General features: G+C 72.4%; 14 protein-coding genes and 1 pseudogene. 5 read left to right on the forward strand and 10 right to left on the reverse strand.

All coding sequences use genetic code 11. The features are described from left to right. Positions 1-106: 106 nt before the first annotated feature. Entirely contained in the window at positions 107-1,906 is a 1,800-nt protein-coding gene (locus tag BXA10_RS03060; RefSeq protein ID WP_076467193.1) for an alpha/beta hydrolase, read from the reverse strand. A gap of 214 nt (positions 1,907-2,120) precedes the next feature. Here BXA10_RS03060 and BXA10_RS03065 point away from each other — a divergent pair, with 214 nt between their 5' ends. After that, positions 2,121-2,444, forward strand: a complete 324-nt coding sequence (locus BXA10_RS03065) for a hypothetical protein (protein ID WP_139337866.1) — start codon at positions 2,121-2,123, stop codon at positions 2,442-2,444. Between the two features lie 10 nt (positions 2,445-2,454). Here BXA10_RS03065 and BXA10_RS03070 read toward each other — a convergent pair whose 3' ends face one another. The 7 genes from BXA10_RS03070 to BXA10_RS03095 all read right to left on the reverse strand — a co-directional run bounded on the left by BXA10_RS03070 (position 2,455) and on the right by BXA10_RS03095 (position 10,334). Beyond that, complete coding sequence (locus BXA10_RS03070; protein WP_076467197.1) at positions 2,455-3,993, reverse strand: serine/threonine-protein kinase; 1,539 nt, start codon at positions 3,991-3,993, stop codon at positions 2,455-2,457. A 30-nt stretch (positions 3,994-4,023) separates the two neighbouring features. Continuing rightward, positions 4,024-4,506: a hypothetical protein gene (locus BXA10_RS03075; protein WP_076467199.1), complete on the reverse strand. Its 483-nt coding sequence runs from the start codon at positions 4,504-4,506 to the stop codon at positions 4,024-4,026. 132 nt (positions 4,507-4,638) lie between these two features. Next, entirely contained in the window at positions 4,639-8,229 is a 3,591-nt protein-coding gene (locus BXA10_RS03080; RefSeq protein ID WP_076467201.1) for an adenylate/guanylate cyclase domain-containing protein, read from the reverse strand. Then, positions 8,226-9,059: an MBL fold metallo-hydrolase gene (locus tag BXA10_RS03085; protein ID WP_076467203.1), complete on the reverse strand. Its 834-nt coding sequence runs from the start codon at positions 9,057-9,059 to the stop codon at positions 8,226-8,228. Before BXA10_RS03085 ends, BXA10_RS03080 begins: the two co-directional genes overlap by 4 nt. Before the next feature lie 129 nt (positions 9,060-9,188). Further along, the gene (locus BXA10_RS03090) at positions 9,189-9,650 is read right to left on the reverse strand and encodes a RidA family protein (protein ID WP_076467205.1); all 462 of its coding nucleotides are present in this window, start codon (positions 9,648-9,650) and stop codon (positions 9,189-9,191) included. Continuing rightward, positions 9,647-9,802, reverse strand: a complete 156-nt coding sequence (sp36, locus tag BXA10_RS30685; protein WP_132350902.1) for a Sp36 family protein — start codon at positions 9,800-9,802, stop codon at positions 9,647-9,649. Before sp36 ends, BXA10_RS03090 begins: the two co-directional genes overlap by 4 nt. Positions 9,803-9,845: 43 nt before the next feature. Further along, positions 9,846-10,334 (reverse strand): hypothetical protein, encoded by a 489-nt coding sequence (locus BXA10_RS03095; protein WP_076467207.1) that lies wholly within the window; start codon positions 10,332-10,334, stop codon positions 9,846-9,848. Positions 10,335-11,040: 706 nt separating this feature from the next. On the opposite strand from BXA10_RS03095, the pseudogene BXA10_RS03100 reads away from it, so the two are divergent. The 3 genes and pseudogenes from BXA10_RS03100 to bagB all read left to right on the forward strand — a co-directional run. Then, positions 11,041-11,604: pseudogene (locus tag BXA10_RS03100) on the forward strand (Rv0361 family membrane protein); the annotation flags it as partial. Positions 11,605-11,630: 26 nt separating this feature from the next. Next, positions 11,631-12,608: an ATPase BagA gene (gene bagA, locus BXA10_RS03105; RefSeq protein ID WP_076467209.1), complete on the forward strand. Its 978-nt coding sequence runs from the start codon at positions 11,631-11,633 to the stop codon at positions 12,606-12,608. A gap of 54 nt (positions 12,609-12,662) precedes the next feature. Further along, the gene (bagB, locus tag BXA10_RS03110) at positions 12,663-13,814 is read left to right on the forward strand and encodes an ArsA family ATPase (RefSeq protein WP_076467211.1); all 1,152 of its coding nucleotides are present in this window, start codon (positions 12,663-12,665) and stop codon (positions 13,812-13,814) included. On the opposite strand, the gene BXA10_RS03115 is transcribed toward bagB, so the two are convergent. Beyond that, complete coding sequence (locus BXA10_RS03115; protein WP_076467213.1) at positions 13,801-14,112, reverse strand: WhiB family transcriptional regulator; 312 nt, start codon at positions 14,110-14,112, stop codon at positions 13,801-13,803. The genes bagB and BXA10_RS03115 overlap by 14 nt on opposite strands. A 404-nt stretch (positions 14,113-14,516) precedes the next feature. Between BXA10_RS03115 and BXA10_RS03120 the strand changes: the two genes are divergently transcribed. After that, positions 14,517-16,958: a penicillin-binding protein gene (locus BXA10_RS03120; RefSeq protein WP_076467411.1), complete on the forward strand. Its 2,442-nt coding sequence runs from the start codon at positions 14,517-14,519 to the stop codon at positions 16,956-16,958. 196 nt (positions 16,959-17,154) lie between these two features. Here the strand turns inward: BXA10_RS03120 and BXA10_RS03125 are convergent, their stop codons facing one another. After that, positions 17,155-17,610: a GatB/YqeY domain-containing protein gene (locus tag BXA10_RS03125; RefSeq protein ID WP_076467215.1), complete on the reverse strand. Its 456-nt coding sequence runs from the start codon at positions 17,608-17,610 to the stop codon at positions 17,155-17,157. Between the last annotated feature and the right edge of the window lie 21 nt (positions 17,611-17,631).

Below are 17,631 nucleotides of genomic sequence, written 5' to 3' on the forward strand. Positions count from 1 at the left end.
GCGTACAGCCTGCGGGACACCGAGCGTAGCGACCATCGTCCATTTCTGGTGGTCGCCGGGCCGGGGTACGGCGGGCGCCCGATCGCCCGTCGTACCCCGGCGGTCCTCAGCGGACGGTGAGCGCGCCCACCGCGGGAAGCGGTGCCACGACCGGCGGGAGCCGCTTGGGCTCGCCCCGACGTGGCGCACCCTGGTCGGCCAGGGTGCGCTTGGCCGTCTCCGCCCGTTCGGCCGCCCGCTCGCCGGCCGCCTCGGCGAAGGGCTGTGCGTCGCCGACACAGGTCGTACCCTTCGCCGGCAACTTGCCGTCGAGCAGGTACTCGTCGATCGCGCCGGTGGCGCAGGCCGAGGTGCCGTACGCGGTGTGCCCCCAGCTGTCACTGCTCAGCAGCCGGCTGTTCGGCAGCAGTGCCGCCGAGCTGACCGCGCCGTGGTAGTTGGTCGCCGGGTCCCAGTAGTTGCCGACCACCAGCACCGGGGCGCTGGTGCGGCGGTCGAAGGGGCCGGTGTAGGCGTCCTCGTCCCGCACCGTCCAGGTGCTCCGGGCACAGGGCGACGTGGCCCAGGCCCAGACCCGGCCGAAGTACGGGTCCCGCTGGTCGGCCTTCGCGGCGCGGGCCGGCCAGGAGGCCGCGTCCTTCGGGTGGTTGGCGTCGGTGCAGTCCACCCCGAGGAAGGTCTCCAGGTTGTTGTCGTACGGGAAGTCGTACCGGCGGGCCTGCTGGCGCGCCTCGGCGGCGAGCCGGGTCACGGCGGTGCGGGCCAAGTCCTGGGCCGGGGCAGCCGCGGCCGGGTCGGTGAGCACCAGCAGCTCGGCGGTGAGGGCGGCGACCTGCTGGTAGCCGTACGGGTCGTAGAGCGCGCTCATCGTGGCGGCGACGAAGTCGGCGTAGCCGATCGTGAAGCTGCCGAGATCCGGGTCCTCGATCACCACCGGCTTGGCACGCAGCCGCTGCGCCACCAACTCGTAGGTGTCGGCCGCCCCGCCGGCGATCGGGCACGCCGCCGGGCCGGCCGCGTCGCAACGCACGAATATCTCGCTCAGGGCCCGGTACGCGCCTTCGGCGCTGCGCATCCGGTCCTCCTGGAGCAGGTCACGGGCCTTTCCCTTGCCCAACCAGGCGTACGGGTCGAGGACACCGTCGATCACCAGGGCGCGCACCCGGTCGGGGAACATGTTGGCGTAGTACTGCCCGAGCACGCTGCCGTAGCTGAAGCCGAGGTAGCTGAGCTTGCGGTCACCGACGGCCCGGCGCAGGACGTCCATGTCCCGGGCGACCTCGGCCGTCGACATCGCCCCGGAGAGCGGGCGACCAGTCGTGGAGCAGCCCTTGCCGACCGCCTTCGAGGAGGCCACGTACGCCTTCTCCTCGGCCTTCGTCACCGGGAAGGCCACGTTGAGCCCCGCGTACGCCCGGCTCTGGTCACCCACCGTGGCGAAGCAGCGCACCTGCTCGCTGTTGGCGACGCCGCGCGGGTCCACCCCGACGACATCGAAGCGATCCAGCACGTCGTCGCCGAAGAAGTAGGGGGCCGCGAGCGCGATACTGGTGCCGGAGCCGCCCGGCCCGCCCGGGTTGACGAAGAGGCTACCGATGCGGTTCTGCTGGTCGCGGGCCTTGACCCGGAGCAGGGCGACCTCGGTGGTGGCGCCCCGGGGCTGGTCGTAGTCCAGCGGGAGGCGGACGGTGGCGCACTCGGCGTAGTCGTAGCAGGGGTACCAGTCGAGCCTGGGTGTGGGCACCCGGTCGACCCGGCGGGCCTCGATCGGACTGGTCCGGTCGTTGGTGGCCGATGATCCTCGACCATGCCCGACCGGCGCGGCGGCGGCCGGCGCGACCGCCGATCCGGCGAGGAGGGTGCCGATGATTCCTGCTACGGCCAGGGACCGGGTTCGTCGTTGCATGTGGACGCCTTCCGGTGGACGACAGGGAAGGTCGGGACGCCGCCCGACTTCCGCCACTATATGGATAGCAGGCAATGAATGCGGCACGCAAAACGCGCACAAAGCCGACAACCGGCGTTCTGCTGTAACGTTTTCCGCAACGCGGACGCTGCGCGACGCACGCGTCGGCGGTTGACAGCAGCCGCGCCGTCGACATGCTGGACGGGTGGACCGGTTGACCAGGCCCGACGCGCGGACCCTGGCCGTCGTCACGGCGGTCGCCGCGCTCTGCCTGCTGGTGACGCTGATCGTGTGGCGGCGGCAGGATCTCGTCGGCGTGGTGCTGGCCCTGCTCTGCGTCCTGTTCGCGATCGTGGCCGGAGTGTCGGTAGCCGCAGCGCGTCAGAGCGACGATGAGACGGCGGGGGAGACTCCACCGGCGGCTGCGTCACCCCTACCCGAGCCGCTCGGCATCGACGCGGACACCCTCGACGCGTTGGACAGCCGGGACGCGCTACGCGCGGTACGTGACCGGCGGCGCGGGCTCGACGAGGGGTGACCGCCGGAGCTCAGTGGCCGGTCAGCGTCGGGCCGCCGAGCGCGTCGACGCCTCGCCCCGCCAGGCAGCGGAACGTCCGGTCGATGCTGCCGTCCACCGGCGGCAGCACCTCGAGATGCCAGCCGGCGGTCGAGTCGACCCGACTGGTCAGCCGGAAGGTGGTAGGGCTGCACACTTGCTGGACGACCGGGTCCGCGGTCACCTCCGGGTAGCCGGCGCCGACCAGTCGCACCGGCAGCACGCCCTCGGCGTACGACTCCCAGGTGTGTGGGCCGTCGCAGGTCACCTGGGTCGCCTCGGCCCGGGTGCCGCGCACCCGCACCGGCCCGAAGCACTCCAGTCCGGCCGAGCACTTCGCCCCCTCGGGCAGCGTCACTGCCACGGCCGGATCGGTGCAGCCGGGCAGTCTGCGATCGGTCGCCGGCCCGGCGGCCCGGCTCACCGACTCGGACGGCTCCGGCCGCCGCGTACCGTCGGCGACCCATGCTCCGGCGGCGGCCGAACCGGCCAGGGCGAGCACCAGGGCGCCGCCGAAAAACCAACGCCGGCGCCAGCGCCGACCGGCCGTCGAGGTGGGGGCGGGCAGCGTGGGGTGGGCGTCCTCGGCCGGTGGGCGGGGCGTCGGCTGCCCGGAACGGCCGGCGGTGTACGGGCCGGAACCGGTCCCGCCGCCCCGGGTCGGCCTTCCCCCGACCGGCGCCCCGCTGACCGGCGTCGCGACGGGCTCGATGGGCAGCGCGGCGAGCAGCCCGAGCAGTTCGACAGCGGTGGGTCGCTCGCCCGGATCGTTCGCCATCCCGACCCGCAGCACGTCGATCAGCTCGTCGGGGATGCCGGGCAGCCCGGGGATCGGCTGGTTGAACATCTCCAGCACGGTGACCAGGCTCGGGTTGCGCTCGGACTGCCAGCGCGGCGGTCGACCGTGCATGACCGCGTAGAGGGTGGCGCAGAGCGCGTAGACGTCCACCGCCGGCGACGGCGGGCTGTGGTTGAACATCTCGGGCGGCGCGTACGCCGGGGTCAGCACCTCCAGGGTGACCGTGGGATCACGCACCTCGGCCAGTACGGCCAGCCCGAAGTCGGCCAGCACGGCCGGGTTGAAGTGCGAGTGGAGGATGTTCGCCGGCTTCACGTCGCGGTGCAGCACACCGGCCTCGTGCGAGTGGGCGAGCGCGTCCGCGATCTTGATGCCGAGGTCGCGCGCCTCGGCCGCGCCCAGCGGTGAGTTGCGCATCCGCTCCGCGTACGATCCGTCGCAGAGCTCCATGATCAGATAGGGGTGCTGATCGACGGTGACGCCGACGTCGAAGAGGTCCACCACGTGCGGGTGGGACGACATCCGGCCGGCGGCACGCGCCTCGCGCAGGAACCGGGCCTGGTCCCGTTCGCTGTCCAGCGTGCGGTTCTCCACCTTGACCGCGACCTCGCGGCCCACCGAGATCTGGGTGGCCCGGTAGACGGTGGCGTAGCCACCCCGGGCGAATACCCGTAAATCAGTCAGACCAGGCACAATGGGTGCCGGCAGGCTGCCGGACGGGGTGTCGGTCACAGCTCGAAAATACCCAACCGTAATGACGGGTCAGCGGACCGCGTCGGCTGCGGGCGCCTCGCCGGCCGCCCGGGCGTCGTCCCCGCCGCTCGAATCGGCCGCCCCGGCACCACCGGCCCGGCGGGCGTCCCACCACAGGCCGGCGGCGGTCGCCAGCGCGCCGACGCCCTCCCACGCCGCCACCCCGAAGAACCGGCCCGGCGCGATGTCGGCCAGCACCGCGATGCTGAAGACAGTGAAGGTGACGAGCCGGAAAACCACGGTGAAGCGGTAGAAGACCCGCCATTCGGTGGCGGTGGCCAGCAGGTAGTAGACGCCCATGTTGAACGAGGCCATCGAGGAGGCCATCAGGAAGGTGCCGGTGTGATCGCCCGGCGCGCGGGTGGCCGGCACCTCGAAGCCGAGCGAGCGCAACATCGCCTCCGGCCAGAGCAGCCCGACCCCGCCCATGATCAACGCCAGCACGCCGAACACCGCGATCGTCCAGCCGGCGACCGAACGCGGCAGCCTCATGACGACCCTCCCCAAGCCGGTACGGCAGCCACTGTGGACCACCGCGTGAAACTGACACGCTAGCCGGTGCTCGACTCCCGGTACATCACCGAAACCGGCACAAGCCCGGACCGCACCGGCCGGGGCCGGGGGTCAGCCGATCGCCAGGCGGGCGCGGAGGGCCTCGGCCCCGCGCCGCTCGCTGCGCTGTTCCGTGGCGTACGCCAGACGGACCGCCTCCTCCGCGCTGGCCAGCGCCTCCGCGGGACTGCCCGCAGCGGCCAGCGCCTCGGCCAGCGCCATCGCTCCGATCACCTGGCTGCGGACGTCCTCAGCCGGGGCCGCCATCGCCCGGCGGGCCCAGTCGAGCGCCTGGTCCGGCTGCCCGTGGGCGAGCAGCGCCGAGGCGTACCGGGCGAGGGTCTGCCGGCGGGAGAAGAGCATCGACGGGGTACTTCCGGCCGCAGTGGCCACCGGCGCGAGCAGCCCCACCGCGGTCGCCGAGTCGCCGGTCGCGAGCCGGGCGGTGGCCAGCAGCACCCGGGGCGCGACCTGGGCCGGCGCCTGGGGGTTGTTCGGCTCGACAGTGGTCAGCACCGCCTGAGCGTCCCGCTCCGCCGCCGCGACGTCGCCCATCTCCAGCGCCACGAAACCGCGCAGCGTGCCGGCCATCCCGGTCAACAGCGGGTGAGCGGTGCGATCGGCGTACCCCAGCGCGTCGGTGAACAGGTCCGCGGCGTGCGCCGGCTCGCCCAGCCCCCGCGCCACCACACCCCGCACCACCAGCGCGAACCCGCACCCCCACTCGTCCGAGGCGGCGACGAAGTCCCGGTACGCCCGCCGGGCCTCCCGATCCGCCTCGGCCAGATCGCCCATCTCCGCGGTGGCGAACGCCTCGACGGCCCGCAACGTCCCGACCGCCCACGCCTCGCCCACCCGCTCACCGAACGGCAGGAAGACCCGCGCCAGCCGGTCGGCCTCGCGCAGCCGCCCGGCCAGCAGCCGCGCGAACGCCGTGGTTCCGCGCAGCCAGGCCCGCCCGTACGGGTCCTTCAACTCGGCGAAGAGTCGTGCGGCGCGGTTCAGGACGGCGTCGGTACCGGCGAAGTCGCCCCGGGTGGTGGTCACCCAGGCCAGGTTCTGCAACGACCAGGCCTGCCCGCGCCGATCCTTGGCGGCGAGGCTGACCTGGTACGCGGCCGCCAGCCGGCTGCTCGCCTGGCTCAGCCGTCCGGCGACGAAATCGGCCATGCCCAGCCGGCGCATCGCGGAGGCGCGCAGCGTGGGCAACCCACCGGCGGTGGCGACCTGCAGGGCCTCCTGCCACGCCTCGACCGCCCGATTCTGGTCGCCGAGTGTCTGGTGCGCCTGGCCGGCCAGCAGGAGGGCGCTGGCCCGGGTCGCCTGCTCGCCCGCGTTGGCGGCGATCTTCTCCGCCGAGGCGAGGGCGTCGGCGGCCCGGCCGATCTGAAGCAGGGCGCGGGCGTGGACCACGAGGTCATTGGCCGGCACACCGTCGCGGGCCAGCTCGGCTGCGCGTTCGGCGTACTCGACGGCCAGTGCCGGCTCTCCTGCGGCGAGGGACCGGCGGGCGGCCTGGCCGAGCGCCGCGACGCCGAGCGGGACCACCGCGCGGGCCGGCGCGTCGGGGCGCAGCTTCACCGCGTCGGCGAGCGCCGCTGCGCGCTCGACGTGGGCGGCGACGAACTCGTCGCGGTCGATGTCTGTGAAGGTGCCGGCCGGCGTCGGGGCGTTGTCGTCCCCGACCGCGCACGGCGCCGCCCAGCGGGCCAGTGCGGCGTGCCGCTCGGCCAGCTCCGCCTTGCTGATTCCGGCATACGCGGCTTCCCGCATCAGCGGGGTGGCGAACGCGAATCCGGTACGCGTTCGGTGCAGCATGCGCCGTTGCAACAGCTCGTCGACCGCTCGTTCGAATTCGACCGCGACCACGGCGGCAGGCCGGCCGTCCAGCCCGGCGTGCTGCTCGCGCAGTGCCTCGAGAGCCCCGGCGGGCACCGTGTCACCGACCACCGCGGCGTCACGGAGGACCGATCGGGCCTCCGGCGGCAGCGCGTCGATCCGGGCCGCCAGCACGGCGGCCAGGTCCCGGGAGAGCAGCCGGCTGCCCAGCGAACCGGGCACCAGCCGCCAGGCGACGCTGGAGGTGCCGGCACGTTCGGCGACCGCGGTGAGAGCGCCCCGTTCCCTCAACAGGGTGACCAGCTCGGCGAGGTAGAACGGGTTGCCCTGGGCGGTGGCGAGCAGCCGGTCGGCATCCGCCTGCGGCAGCTTCCCGCCGTTCAGGTAGGTGGTCAGCAGCCGGGCCGCGTCGGCGCCGCGCAGCGGCGGCAGCGCATGCACCTCGGCGTCGGCGACCCGGGTCAGCGCGCCCGCCGTGCGGACCAGCTCCGGCCGGCCGAGCAGCAGCACCAGCACCGGGCCGGCGAGCCGGGACAGGGCCAGGCCGAGCGCGCGGATGGTCTCCGCCGTGGCGTCGTGCAGGTCGTCGACGATCACCACCAGCGGCGCCTCGCCGGCGAGCGCGCTGAGCAGGTCGGCGACCGCGGTCGGCACCGCCTCGGCATCGGCGGGCAGCTGGGCGGCCATCCACCCGTCCTGGTCGGTCGCGTCCGGGGGCAGCTCCGCGTAGCCGAGCAGGGCGAGGAGCTGGTCGACGGCGATCGGCGCCGGCTCGCCACCGCGTCCCAGCCGTTGACCGAGCCGGCGCAGCCGCTCCTCGACCGCCGGGCGGGTCAGCGCGGTGGACGCGTCGTTGGGCAGCCCGACCGCGGCCCGGACCAGGTCGGCCAGCGGAGCGAGCCGCCGCCGCTCGCCGAAGGCCGCGCAGCGCACCGAGAGCACCCGGGCACCGGTGTGCGCCGCGTACCGGCCCGCACCCACGTCGTACCCCGCGGCCAGGCGCTCCACCTCGGCGGCGAAGCGGGACTTGCCGATGCCCGCCTCGGCCGTCATCAGCAGCACCCGCGGCTCGCCGCGGTCGATCACCTCGGCGAGCCGGCCGGCGACCCGGCCGATCTCCGTCTCCCGCCCGACGAACGGCGCCTCGTCACCGAGGCCCGAGCGGGTGCCGGGAGCGTCCAGGAGGCCGAGCAGCTCGTACGCCTCGACCGGATCACGCTTGCCCTTGAGCCGCAGCGGCCGCAGCGCCCGCCAGGACGCGACGTGCCGGGTGGCGGCGGCGGTCCGGGCACCGGCGTAGACCGCGCCAACGGCGGCGGCGTCGGCGAGCCGCGCGGCGGTGTTCACCGTGTCGCCGATGACCGTGTATTCGATGGCGGCCTGGATGCCCGCGATCACGTCGCCGGTGTTCAGCCCGACCCGCAGGCCGAGCGGCGCGCCGCCACCCCGCTCGTCGTCGAGCACCCGGCGCACCGCCCGCTGCATCGACAGCGCGGCGCGGACCGCACGCTCGGCGTCGTCCTCGTGCGCCACCGGCGCGCCGAAGACGGCCATGATCCCGTCACCGGTCAGCTTGTCGACGTGCCCGCCGAAGGTCTTCACCGCGCCGGCGAGAGCGGCGAGCACCCGGTCCGTGACGGCCCCGACCCGTTCCGGGTCGAGGTCCTCGGACCAGGAGGTGAAGTCGGAGAGGTCGCCGAAGAGCACGGTCACCACCCGGCGTTCGGCGGCCGGCAAGGTGGCGGCGGCCGGCAGCGCGGCGCCGCAGTTGTGGCAGAACCGCGCGCCGGGGACGGCTACGGTTCCGCACACCGGGCAGGTCACGGAAGCTCCAACTCCGTGTCCCCGGTCACGAATTCCCGGATCTCGGGACCGAGGTACTCCAGTTGCGCGCGCACCGACCATTCGGCCGCCCACCACAGGGACCGGTCGACGTCGGCGTAGACCACGGCGACCACCTCGGCAGCGGTGGTGGCGCCGGCGACGACCGCCGCCCGGACCTGGTCCAGGCGGGCCCGACGGTGGGCCAGGTAGAAGTCGGCCGCCGCACCGCAGTCGGCCAGCGCCGGGCCGTGACCGGGCAGCGCCGGGACGCCCCGGTACGTCGAGAGCAGCTCCAGGCTCGCCAGGTAGTCACCGAGGTGCCCGTCCGGGTGTGCCACCACGGTGGTGCCCCGACCCAGGATGGTGTCGCCGGTGAGCACGACCCGCCCGTCGCCGTGCTCGACGAGGAGACAGACCGAGTCACCGGTGTGCCCGGGGGTCGGCACGACCTGCAGGGTCAGCCCGGGAACCTCCGGGGCGGCGTCGGCGCCGAGTGGCCGGCCGTTGGTGGTGTGCGCCGGGTCGACAGCGCGTACCGGCACCCCGCCGAGCAGGTCACTGAGCCTCGGCGCGCCCTCGGTGTGGTCCGCGTGGCCGTGCGTGATCAGCACCAGCGCGACCGGTCCGTGCGCGGCGATCGCGGCCAGGTGCGCCTCGTCGGCCGGGCCCGGGTCGACGACGATCGCGTGCTCCTCACCCGGGGCACGGAGCACCCAGGTGTTGGTGCCGTCGAGGGTCATCGGCCCCGGGTTGGGCGCACGCAGCAGCGTCACCCAGGTCGGCAGCTGGTCGGCGAGCGCCGCTGCCGGCGCGGTCACGTGCCCGGTCATGGCTGCGATCGTACGGCCCCGCCCGCCCCTCCCCGCGATCTTGTGGAGACCCTGTGCGGGTTTGTGCCCGTTCGCGATTTTCGTCCCGGACGGGCCTGCGGGTGATGGGGCGGAGCGGGGCCGCTCGGGTCAGCTGACCTCGACGATGACCTCGACCTCGACCGGGGCGTCGAGGGGCAGCTCGGCCACCCCGACGGCGCTGCGCGCGTGCCGGCCGGCCTCCCCGAAGACGGCGCCGAACAGGTCGGAGGCACCGTTGATCACGGCAGGCTGGCCGGTGAAGCCGGGAGCGGACGCCACGAAGCCCGTCAGCTTGACGATCTTCACGACGTTCTCCAGGCCGACCAGCGAGTCGATCGCGGCCAGCGCGTTGAGCGCGCAACGCTGGGCGAGATCCTTCCCCTGCTCGGCGGAGACACCGGCGCCGACCTTGCCGGTGGCGAGCAGCTTCCCCTCCGCCATGGGCAGCTGGCCCGAGACGTAGACGTGATTGCCGGACTGCACCGCCGGCACGTAACTCGCCACGGGCGGAACCACCTCGGGCAGCTCGTAGCCGAGTTCAGCGAGCTTCGCGTGCGGACCGTTGCTCATGCCTTCGGCCGCTTCAGGTAGGCGACCAACTGGTCCGGGCTCGGACCGGGCACCACGGCGACGAGTTCCCAGCCGTCCTCGCCCCAGTTGTCGAGGATCTGCTTGGTCGCGTGGACCAGCAGGGGGACCGTGGCGTACTCCCACTTTTGCATCGGTGCAGGGCTCCCTCGAAACGTGGATCGTTCGAGGCACAGCCTACGGACCGACGGAGGGCCGGGACGAAGGACGCTGCTCTGGCGCGGCGGGCAGTTCGCCACAGGGGCCGCTGTGCTCGTACCGCTGGGGGCAGCGGGAGCGGTCGGCCAGCAGGAGGTCGCAGAAGACCCGGTACCTGTTGTTCTGGTCATCGGCGTTGGAGACGGTCGTCTCGCCCGCGTCCAGTTCGGGCAGGAAGCCGAGGGAGACCGCGATCCGGCCGGCGAGAGCGGTGGCCGAGGCCAGATCGGGCACCCGGATCGGCAGATGGATCACGTACCCGGGCTCCTCCTCCTCCCGACCGTGCTCCGCGGCGCGCCGCAGCGTACGCACCACCTCGACCGGTTCCGCGATCGGACGGTACGACCGCTCGTTGATCGGCAGGCTGCCGACGGGCCCCTCGCCGTCGCCGGCGGAGCCGGTCCCGGCCCGGCACGACCGATCGTTCGCCGGGAATTGGGATCGAGGGGTGTTGTCCACGTCGCGCATGCACTTCCTCCGGGCGTCGTACCTGCTCAAGTCCCTGCTCACCCGGTCCGGACGGGATGACCGGACGGGCTCCCCCGCGACGGCACGACGGTAGGTCCGGTGCCGGAGTCCCGCCAACAGGACGCGCACGTCCTCCGCACCGCCAGTCACATATGCGACACATGCCGTGTACGTGACAGACATTTGGCCGCGCTCCCACCCCACCGGTCGCCACGGGCGACACCGACCGGTAGATCGACCGCTACCCTTCCGGTCGGACGGCGCGACACGGCCGCCCACTCGACTTCACGCTCGACGCCGGGTGGCGGCGGGCGCCGTACCCCCGGGGGAAGAGATGAGCCAGCCACCCAACGACGACGCGAGCGGAGCCCCGGCCGTACCGCCGGCCCACCCCGGCGCCGAGCCACCCCTCCCCCCGGCCCACCCGGGACAGCCGATCCCGCCGGCGCCCCCGGCCGGCATCGGTGGTCCGGTCGCCCCAGGAGCTCCGGCCGTCCCGCCGCCGGCCACCTCCGCCGGCGCCCAGGCCGGCCAGCCGGGCGGTCCGGCGGGGCAGCCGGGAGGTCAGCCCTGGACCGCGGCCGGCTACCCGGCGGCACCGGGCGGTCAAGCAGGTGGGCCCGCCGGATACCCGGGCGGGCAGGCAGCCGGGCCCGCCGGATACCCGGGCGGGCAGGCAGGGGTTCCCGCCGGCTACCCGGGTGGGCAGCCTGTCGCCGGCTATCCGGGCGGCCAGCCTCCCGCCGGTTACCCGGGGGCCTCGCCGGGCTTCCCGCCGGTTGATCCGGCGGCGGCCGTCCCGGGCTTCCCGCCACCCGCCGCGCCGAAGAAGAAGCGTGGCGTGCTGATCGCGGCGATCGCGCTGGCGGTGGTCCTGGTGCTCTGCGTCGGCGGTGGTGTCACCGCGTTCCTGACCCTGCGCAACGTGGAGACCGGCGAAGGGGCTGACGAGCCGGCAGCCGCGGTGGACCAGTTCCTCACCGCGGTCTACAAGGAGCGGGACGCGACGAAGGCGGCGAAACTGGTCTGCGCCTCGGCCCGCGACGACGACAAGATCGCCGCGAAGGTGGCCGAGGTGGAGAAGTACGCGTCGGCGTATCAGAACCCCCGTTTCCGGTGGAGCACCCCGAAGGTGGACAACCGGAACGCCGAGCGGGCCACCGTCTCGGCCAAGGTCACCATGACCACGTCCGACGAGAAGGTCGCCGACCAGGAACTGCGCTTCACCGTGGTGCAGAAGACGGGTTGGTGGGTCTGCGAGGTCGCCTGACCGCCGTGGCTGGATAGGCTCGACGGGTGCGAGCAGCTGAGCAGCCGGCCGACCCGGCAGGTACCGCGTGGCCGGCCCGCCTGCACGTGGTCACCGGGAAGGGCGGCACCGGCAAGACGAGCGTGGCGGCGGCCCTGGCCCTGGCCCTGGCCGCCGGCGGGCGAAGAACGCTCCTGATCGAGGTCGAGGGACGGCAGGGCATCGCCCAGCTGTTCGGCATCGACCCACTGCCGTACGAGGAGCGGCACCTCACCGACGCACCCGACGGCGGCGAGGTGCGGGCTCTGGCGGTGGACGCCGAGGAGGCGCTGCTCGAGTACCTCGACATGTTCTACCGGCTCGGCGCGGCCGGGCGAGCGCTGCGCAAGTTCGGTGCGATCGACTTCGCCACCACCATCGCCCCCGGGCTGCGGGACGTGCTGCTGACCGGGAAGGCCAAGGAGGCGACCACCCGCACCGTCGACCAGCGCCGGGTGTACGACGCCGTGGTGCTGGACGCCCCGCCCACCGGGCGGATCGGCCGGTTCCTCAACGTGACCGCGGAGACCGCCCGACTGGCCAAGGTCGGACCGATCAAGACGCAGAGCGAGGGTGTCGCGGCGCTGCTGCGCTCGCCGATCACGGCGGTGCACGTCGTCACGCTGCTGGAGGAGATGCCGGTCCAGGAGACGGTGGACGCGATCGCCGATCTGACCTCCTTCGGCTTCCCCGTGGGCCGGATCATCGTCAACGGCACCCGTCCGCCGCTGCCGGCCGGCCGGGTGGTCAGCGCCGCCGAGCTGCGCCGCGGCCTGCTCGCCGCAGGCCTACCCGCGGACCGGGAGACCGTCGCCGGTCTCCATACCGAGGCACACGACCAGGTCATCCGCCGGGAGCTGGAGGATTCGCTCCGGGCGGACCTGGTCGAGCTGGGGCTACCGATGACCGAGTTGCCGTTGTTGCCCGACGGGGTCGACCGGGCCGGGCTGGCCACGCTCGCCGACGCCCTGCGACGAGCCGATTGACTCACACCTGTCCTCGGCACGGGCGCACGGACCCAGCCGGCCCGATACGCTCGATTGGTGCCTTCTGCAGACGCGGCGCCACAGCTGGACGTCGACCAGATCCTCGCTGATCCGGGCGTCCGGATCGTGGTGTGCTGCGGTGCGGGCGGGGTCGGGAAGACGACCACGGCCGCCGCGCTCGCACTGCGGGCCGCGGAGCAGCACGGACGCCGCACGGTGGTGCTCACCATCGACCCGGCCCGCCGGTTGGCCCAGTCGCTCGGCCTCACGGAACTGGACAACACGCCCCGCCAGGTGAAGGGCATCGACGTCGAGACCAGCGGCGGCGAGCTGCACGCGATGATGCTCGACATGAAGCGGACCTTCGACGATGTGGTGCTGCAACACACCGATCCGACGAAGGCCGCGGAGATCTTCGCCAACCCCTTCTACCAGGCCATGAGCTCGACCTTCGCCGGCACCCAGGAGTACATGGCGATGGAGAAGCTGGGGCAGCTGCACGCCCGGGGCGAGTGGGATCTGATCGTGGTCGACACCCCGCCGTCCCGCTCGGCGCTGGACTTCCTGGACGCGCCCGCCCGGCTCTCCCGTTTCCTCGACGGCCGGATGCTGCGCATGCTGCTCGCTCCCGCGCGCAGCGGCGGCCGGAGCGTGTTCAGCCTGGTCACCGCGTCGTTCGGGATGTTCTCCAAGGTCGTGCAGAAGGTGCTGGGCGCTCAGTTGCTGACCGACCTCTCCGGCTTCGTGGCGGCGCTCGACTCGATGTTCGGCGGTTTTCGGCAGCGCGCCGAGCAGACGTACCGCATCCTCCAGGCCCGCGAGACGGCGTTCCTGCTGGTCGCGGCACCGGAGCCGGACGCGGTCCGGGAGGCCGCCTACTTCGCCAGCCGGCTGCGCGAGGAGCGGATGCCGCTGACCGGTCTGGTGCTCAACCGGGTGCATCGGCCCGCGGTGCCGACGCTGGACGCGGCCAGCAGCCGGGCCGCGGCGGACCGGCTGACCGAGCTGGGTGGGCACGAGGGCGCCGCCGACGTGCTGCGGGCACACGCGGCGCTCGCCCGTCAGGCGGTACGCGAGCAGCAGGTGGCGGCCCGGTTCACCGAGGCGTTCCCGCTGGTGCCGACGGTGTCGGTGACAGCACAGCCCGCCGACGTCCATGACGTCGACGGGCTGCGAACGATCGGCGCGGCGATCAGCCGGTCGTGACGAGGTCCTTGGCGGCCTTCTCCTTCGCGTTCTTCTTCATGGCCGCCTCGAACATCTTGCGCCAGCTCGTCACCTGCGGGTGACGGCGCAGCAGCGCCCGCCGTTCGCGTTCGGTCATGCCACCCCACACACCGAATTCGATCCGGTTGTCGAGCGCGTCGGCCAGGCACTCGTACCGAACTGGGCAGCTCCGGCAGATCCGCTTCGCCACGTTCTGTTCGGCGCCCTGTACGAACAGCGCGTCCGGGTCCCCGTTCTGACACGCCGCCAGCGACGGCCAGTCAGCAATCATGCCCATGCGTACACGTCCCCCCTTGCAGTACCTACCGACCTCGTTACGCGTCAGCCGGCAATCCCCCCGATCGCCCGCCCGGCCTTCCCCTAGGCGGCACGGACGACATGTGGCGCTGTCGCCGTCCACCATCATGCTCTGTAGTCACCCGATTACGCAACGTTGTCGGCCAAATCCATCATTCCGGACACTCCCGGCTTCCCGGGCCATCGAGCGCCGCTTACCCCGCCTCAGTACGCGAAAACGCTGCGAAGACCCGTCTCGGCAAGGAAAACTCTCGGCAGGTCCCACGCAACCACGCACCAGGGGTCGTGCGTTTAGCACAACGAGGGCAGCGCGCGCAGGAAATGGGGAAAGAACGCCCCAGCGCCCCTCGTTCCCTACTCGCGTACCCTGTCGAGGTGACCTGGATGCGGAAACGTGACCACAATGTGCTGACCAACGCCGCATCGCTACTCATATGTGGCCTACTGGCCGGCGTGGTGGTCGCAGCGGCGGCCTTCCCCGCGGTGGCGATGTCCGGACTGGCCGCAAAGGCCGGCGCGGAGACATTCGGCGCTCTGCCCACAGAGCTGACCGTGGCCCGCGCCCCGCAGATCACCTATCTGTACGCCAAGGACGGCAAGACGCCGCTGGCCGCGATGTACGACGAGAACCGTAAGGACGTCAAGCTGTCCGACGTCTCGCCGTACATGCAGAAGGCAATCGTCGCGGCCGAGGACCACGACTTCTACAAGCACAACGGCGTCGACATCAACGGCGTCGCCCGCGCCTTCGTCAACAACCAGTCCGGCGCCAACTCGCAGCAGGGTGCGTCCACCCTGACCATGCAGTACGTCCGGCTGGCCATCGCGTACTCGGCCACCCACCCGGCCGACGTCGTCGCGGCGACCGAGGACACCAGCGCCCGCAAGCTGCGCGAGATGCGCTACGCGCTCCAGATCGACAAGGAGCTCTCCAAGGACGAGATCATGGAGCGCTACCTGAACATCGCGTCGTTCGGTAACGGCGCCTACGGGATCTATGCCGCGAGCCAGGTCTACTTCGGCAAGAGCCCCAAGAACCTCACGATCCCGGAGGCGGCCATGCTCGCCGGGATGGTCAAGGCGCCCAGCACCAACGACCCGACCACCAAGAGCGGTTACCCGCTCGCCCTTCAGCGGCGCGACTACGTCATCCAGAACATGGTCGACATCGGCGCCATCACCAAGGAGGAGGCGGAGGCCGCGAAGGCCACCAAGCTGGTGGTCAAGGGCAAGCGGGCACCGAACGGTTGCGTGGCCACCAACAAGAAGGAGTGGGGCTTCTTCTGCGACTACTTCTACCGGTGGTGGTTGCAGCAGGAGACCTTCGGCTCCACCTCGTACGACCGGGAGCGGCGCCTCAAGAGCGGCGGCTACGCCATCACCACCACCCTCGACGTCCAGGCGCAGACGGGGGCGGACAAGGCCGTACGCAAGGCGAAGAGCGTCAACAGCAAGGAAGCCGCCATGGTGGCCGTGGTCGAGCCGGGCACCGGTCGGGTACGCGCGCTCGCGGTGAACCGGAACTACAAGCTCGACGACCCGAAGAACCCGCAGAACAAGCCGCACAGCGACCCCAAGCAGCGCGCGAAGGGCAAGCGCGGCAACTACCCGAACACGGTGAACCCGCTGCTCACCGGCGGTGACGGCATCACCGGTTACCAGGCCGGGTCGACCTTCAAGATCTTCACGATCGTGGCGGCGCTGGAGAAGGGCATCCCGCTCAGCTACACCTTCAACTCGCCGCAGCAGTTCAAGTCCGAATACATCATCGACTCCAGCAGTCCGGCCGCCTGCCCGGGCACGCACTTCTACTGCCCGACCAACTCCGGCCTGAAGGCGGGCGGTGTGCAGAACATGTGGAGTGCGTTCAGCGCCTCGACCAACACGTTCTTCGTGCCGCTGCAGCAGAAGGTCGGCGCGGAGAACGTGGTCGACGCGGCCAAGCGGATGGGCATCCAGTTCCGGGCCTCCAACGACGCCAAGTTCGCCAGCACCAAGGACGCGGCCCACCAGTGGGGCGCGTTCACCCTCGGTGTCTCACAGACCACTCCGCTGGAGCTGGCCAACGCGTACGCCACCCTCGCCGCGGACGGCAAGTACTGCGAACCGATTCCGGTGCAGGAGATCCGCGACCCGGACGGCAAGAAGCTGGACATCGCCAACCCGCGTTGCGAGAAGCGGATCAGCACCGAGGTGGCCCGGGCCGCCGTGGACGCCGCCCGCTGCCCGGTCGGTGACAACTCGCCGACCACCAAGTGCGGCAGCAGCCGTACCGCAGCGAACGTACGCGGCGTCGTCGGCAAGCCGGTGGCCGGCAAGTCCGGCACCACCGACTCGGAGAAGACCGCCGCTCTGGTCGCCATGACCAAGCAGTACGCGGTGGCCGGCATCATGGCCGACCCGGACTGGCCGCAGACCAACAAGAAGATGGGGCACAACGTGCCCGACGGCATCAACCCGCCGGTCTACGAGACGCTGCGCGCCGCCATGCAGGGCAAGAAGGGCATCGAATTCGAGCCGCCCGGTCAGAAGATCTCCGTCGGTGACCAGCGCTCCATTCCCGACGTGAAGTGCCAGTCGGTCGACACCGCGAAGTCCCGGATCGAGGGCGCCGGCTTCGAGGCGGTCGTTTCCGACGCGAGGGTCGCCTCCAGCTGCCCGCCCGGCACGGCCGCCGGCACCAGCCCCGACGACCGGACCATCAAGGGCGGCGTGGTCACCATCCAGATCAGCAGCGGCGGTGGGGGTGGCTCACCCGGCAACCCGCCGGGCAACCAGCCTGACCGCCCGGGCAACGACCGTCCGGGCAACCGTCCCGGCGGCTGAGCCGCGACGGTCCGGACACCCAGCCTGAACGAGAACGGGCGGGCACCCTTCGTGGGTGCCCGCCCGTCCGCACGTAATGAACCCCACCGCGCGCACCCGAAGCGCGCCCGCGCCGCAGGGCACTCCTTCAGTGAAAGAGTCGCCATCACCCGCGCGCAGGGCACTCTTTCAAAGAAAGAGTGGCCATCGGTCGGTGTCAGAGGCCGAGCTGGCGGCGTACCTCCGCAGCCACCCGGCCACCCTCGGCCCGGCCCGCCACCGCGGCCTGGGCCGACTTCATGGCCGGGCCCATCTGCGCCTTGCCGGTGAAGCCGCCCGCCGCCAGCGCCTGCGAGACCAGCTCGGCCAGCTCGGCGTCGGAGAGCTGCTTCGGCAGGTAACGCTCCAGCACCTCCCCCTCGGCGGTCTCCTTGGCGGCCTGCTCGGCGCGGCCGGCGGCGGCGAACGCGGCCGCCGACTCGCGGCGCTTCTTCGCCTCCTTGGTCAGCACCGCGAGCACCTCGTCATCGGAGAGCTCGCGCTTCACCTTCCCGGCGACCTCGGCGGTGCCCACGGCGGCCAGCGCCAGCCGCAGGGTGGACGTGGTCAGCTCGTCACGCGCCTTGAGGGCGTTACGCATGTCCGCGGTCAGGCGGTCCTTCAGCGTGCTCATGGACGGTCAAACTACCCTGAT

Origin of the sequence: Micromonospora avicenniae (genome assembly GCF_900156065.1) — a bacterium.
Lineage (GTDB): Bacteria > Actinomycetota > Actinomycetes > Mycobacteriales > Micromonosporaceae > Micromonospora > Micromonospora avicenniae.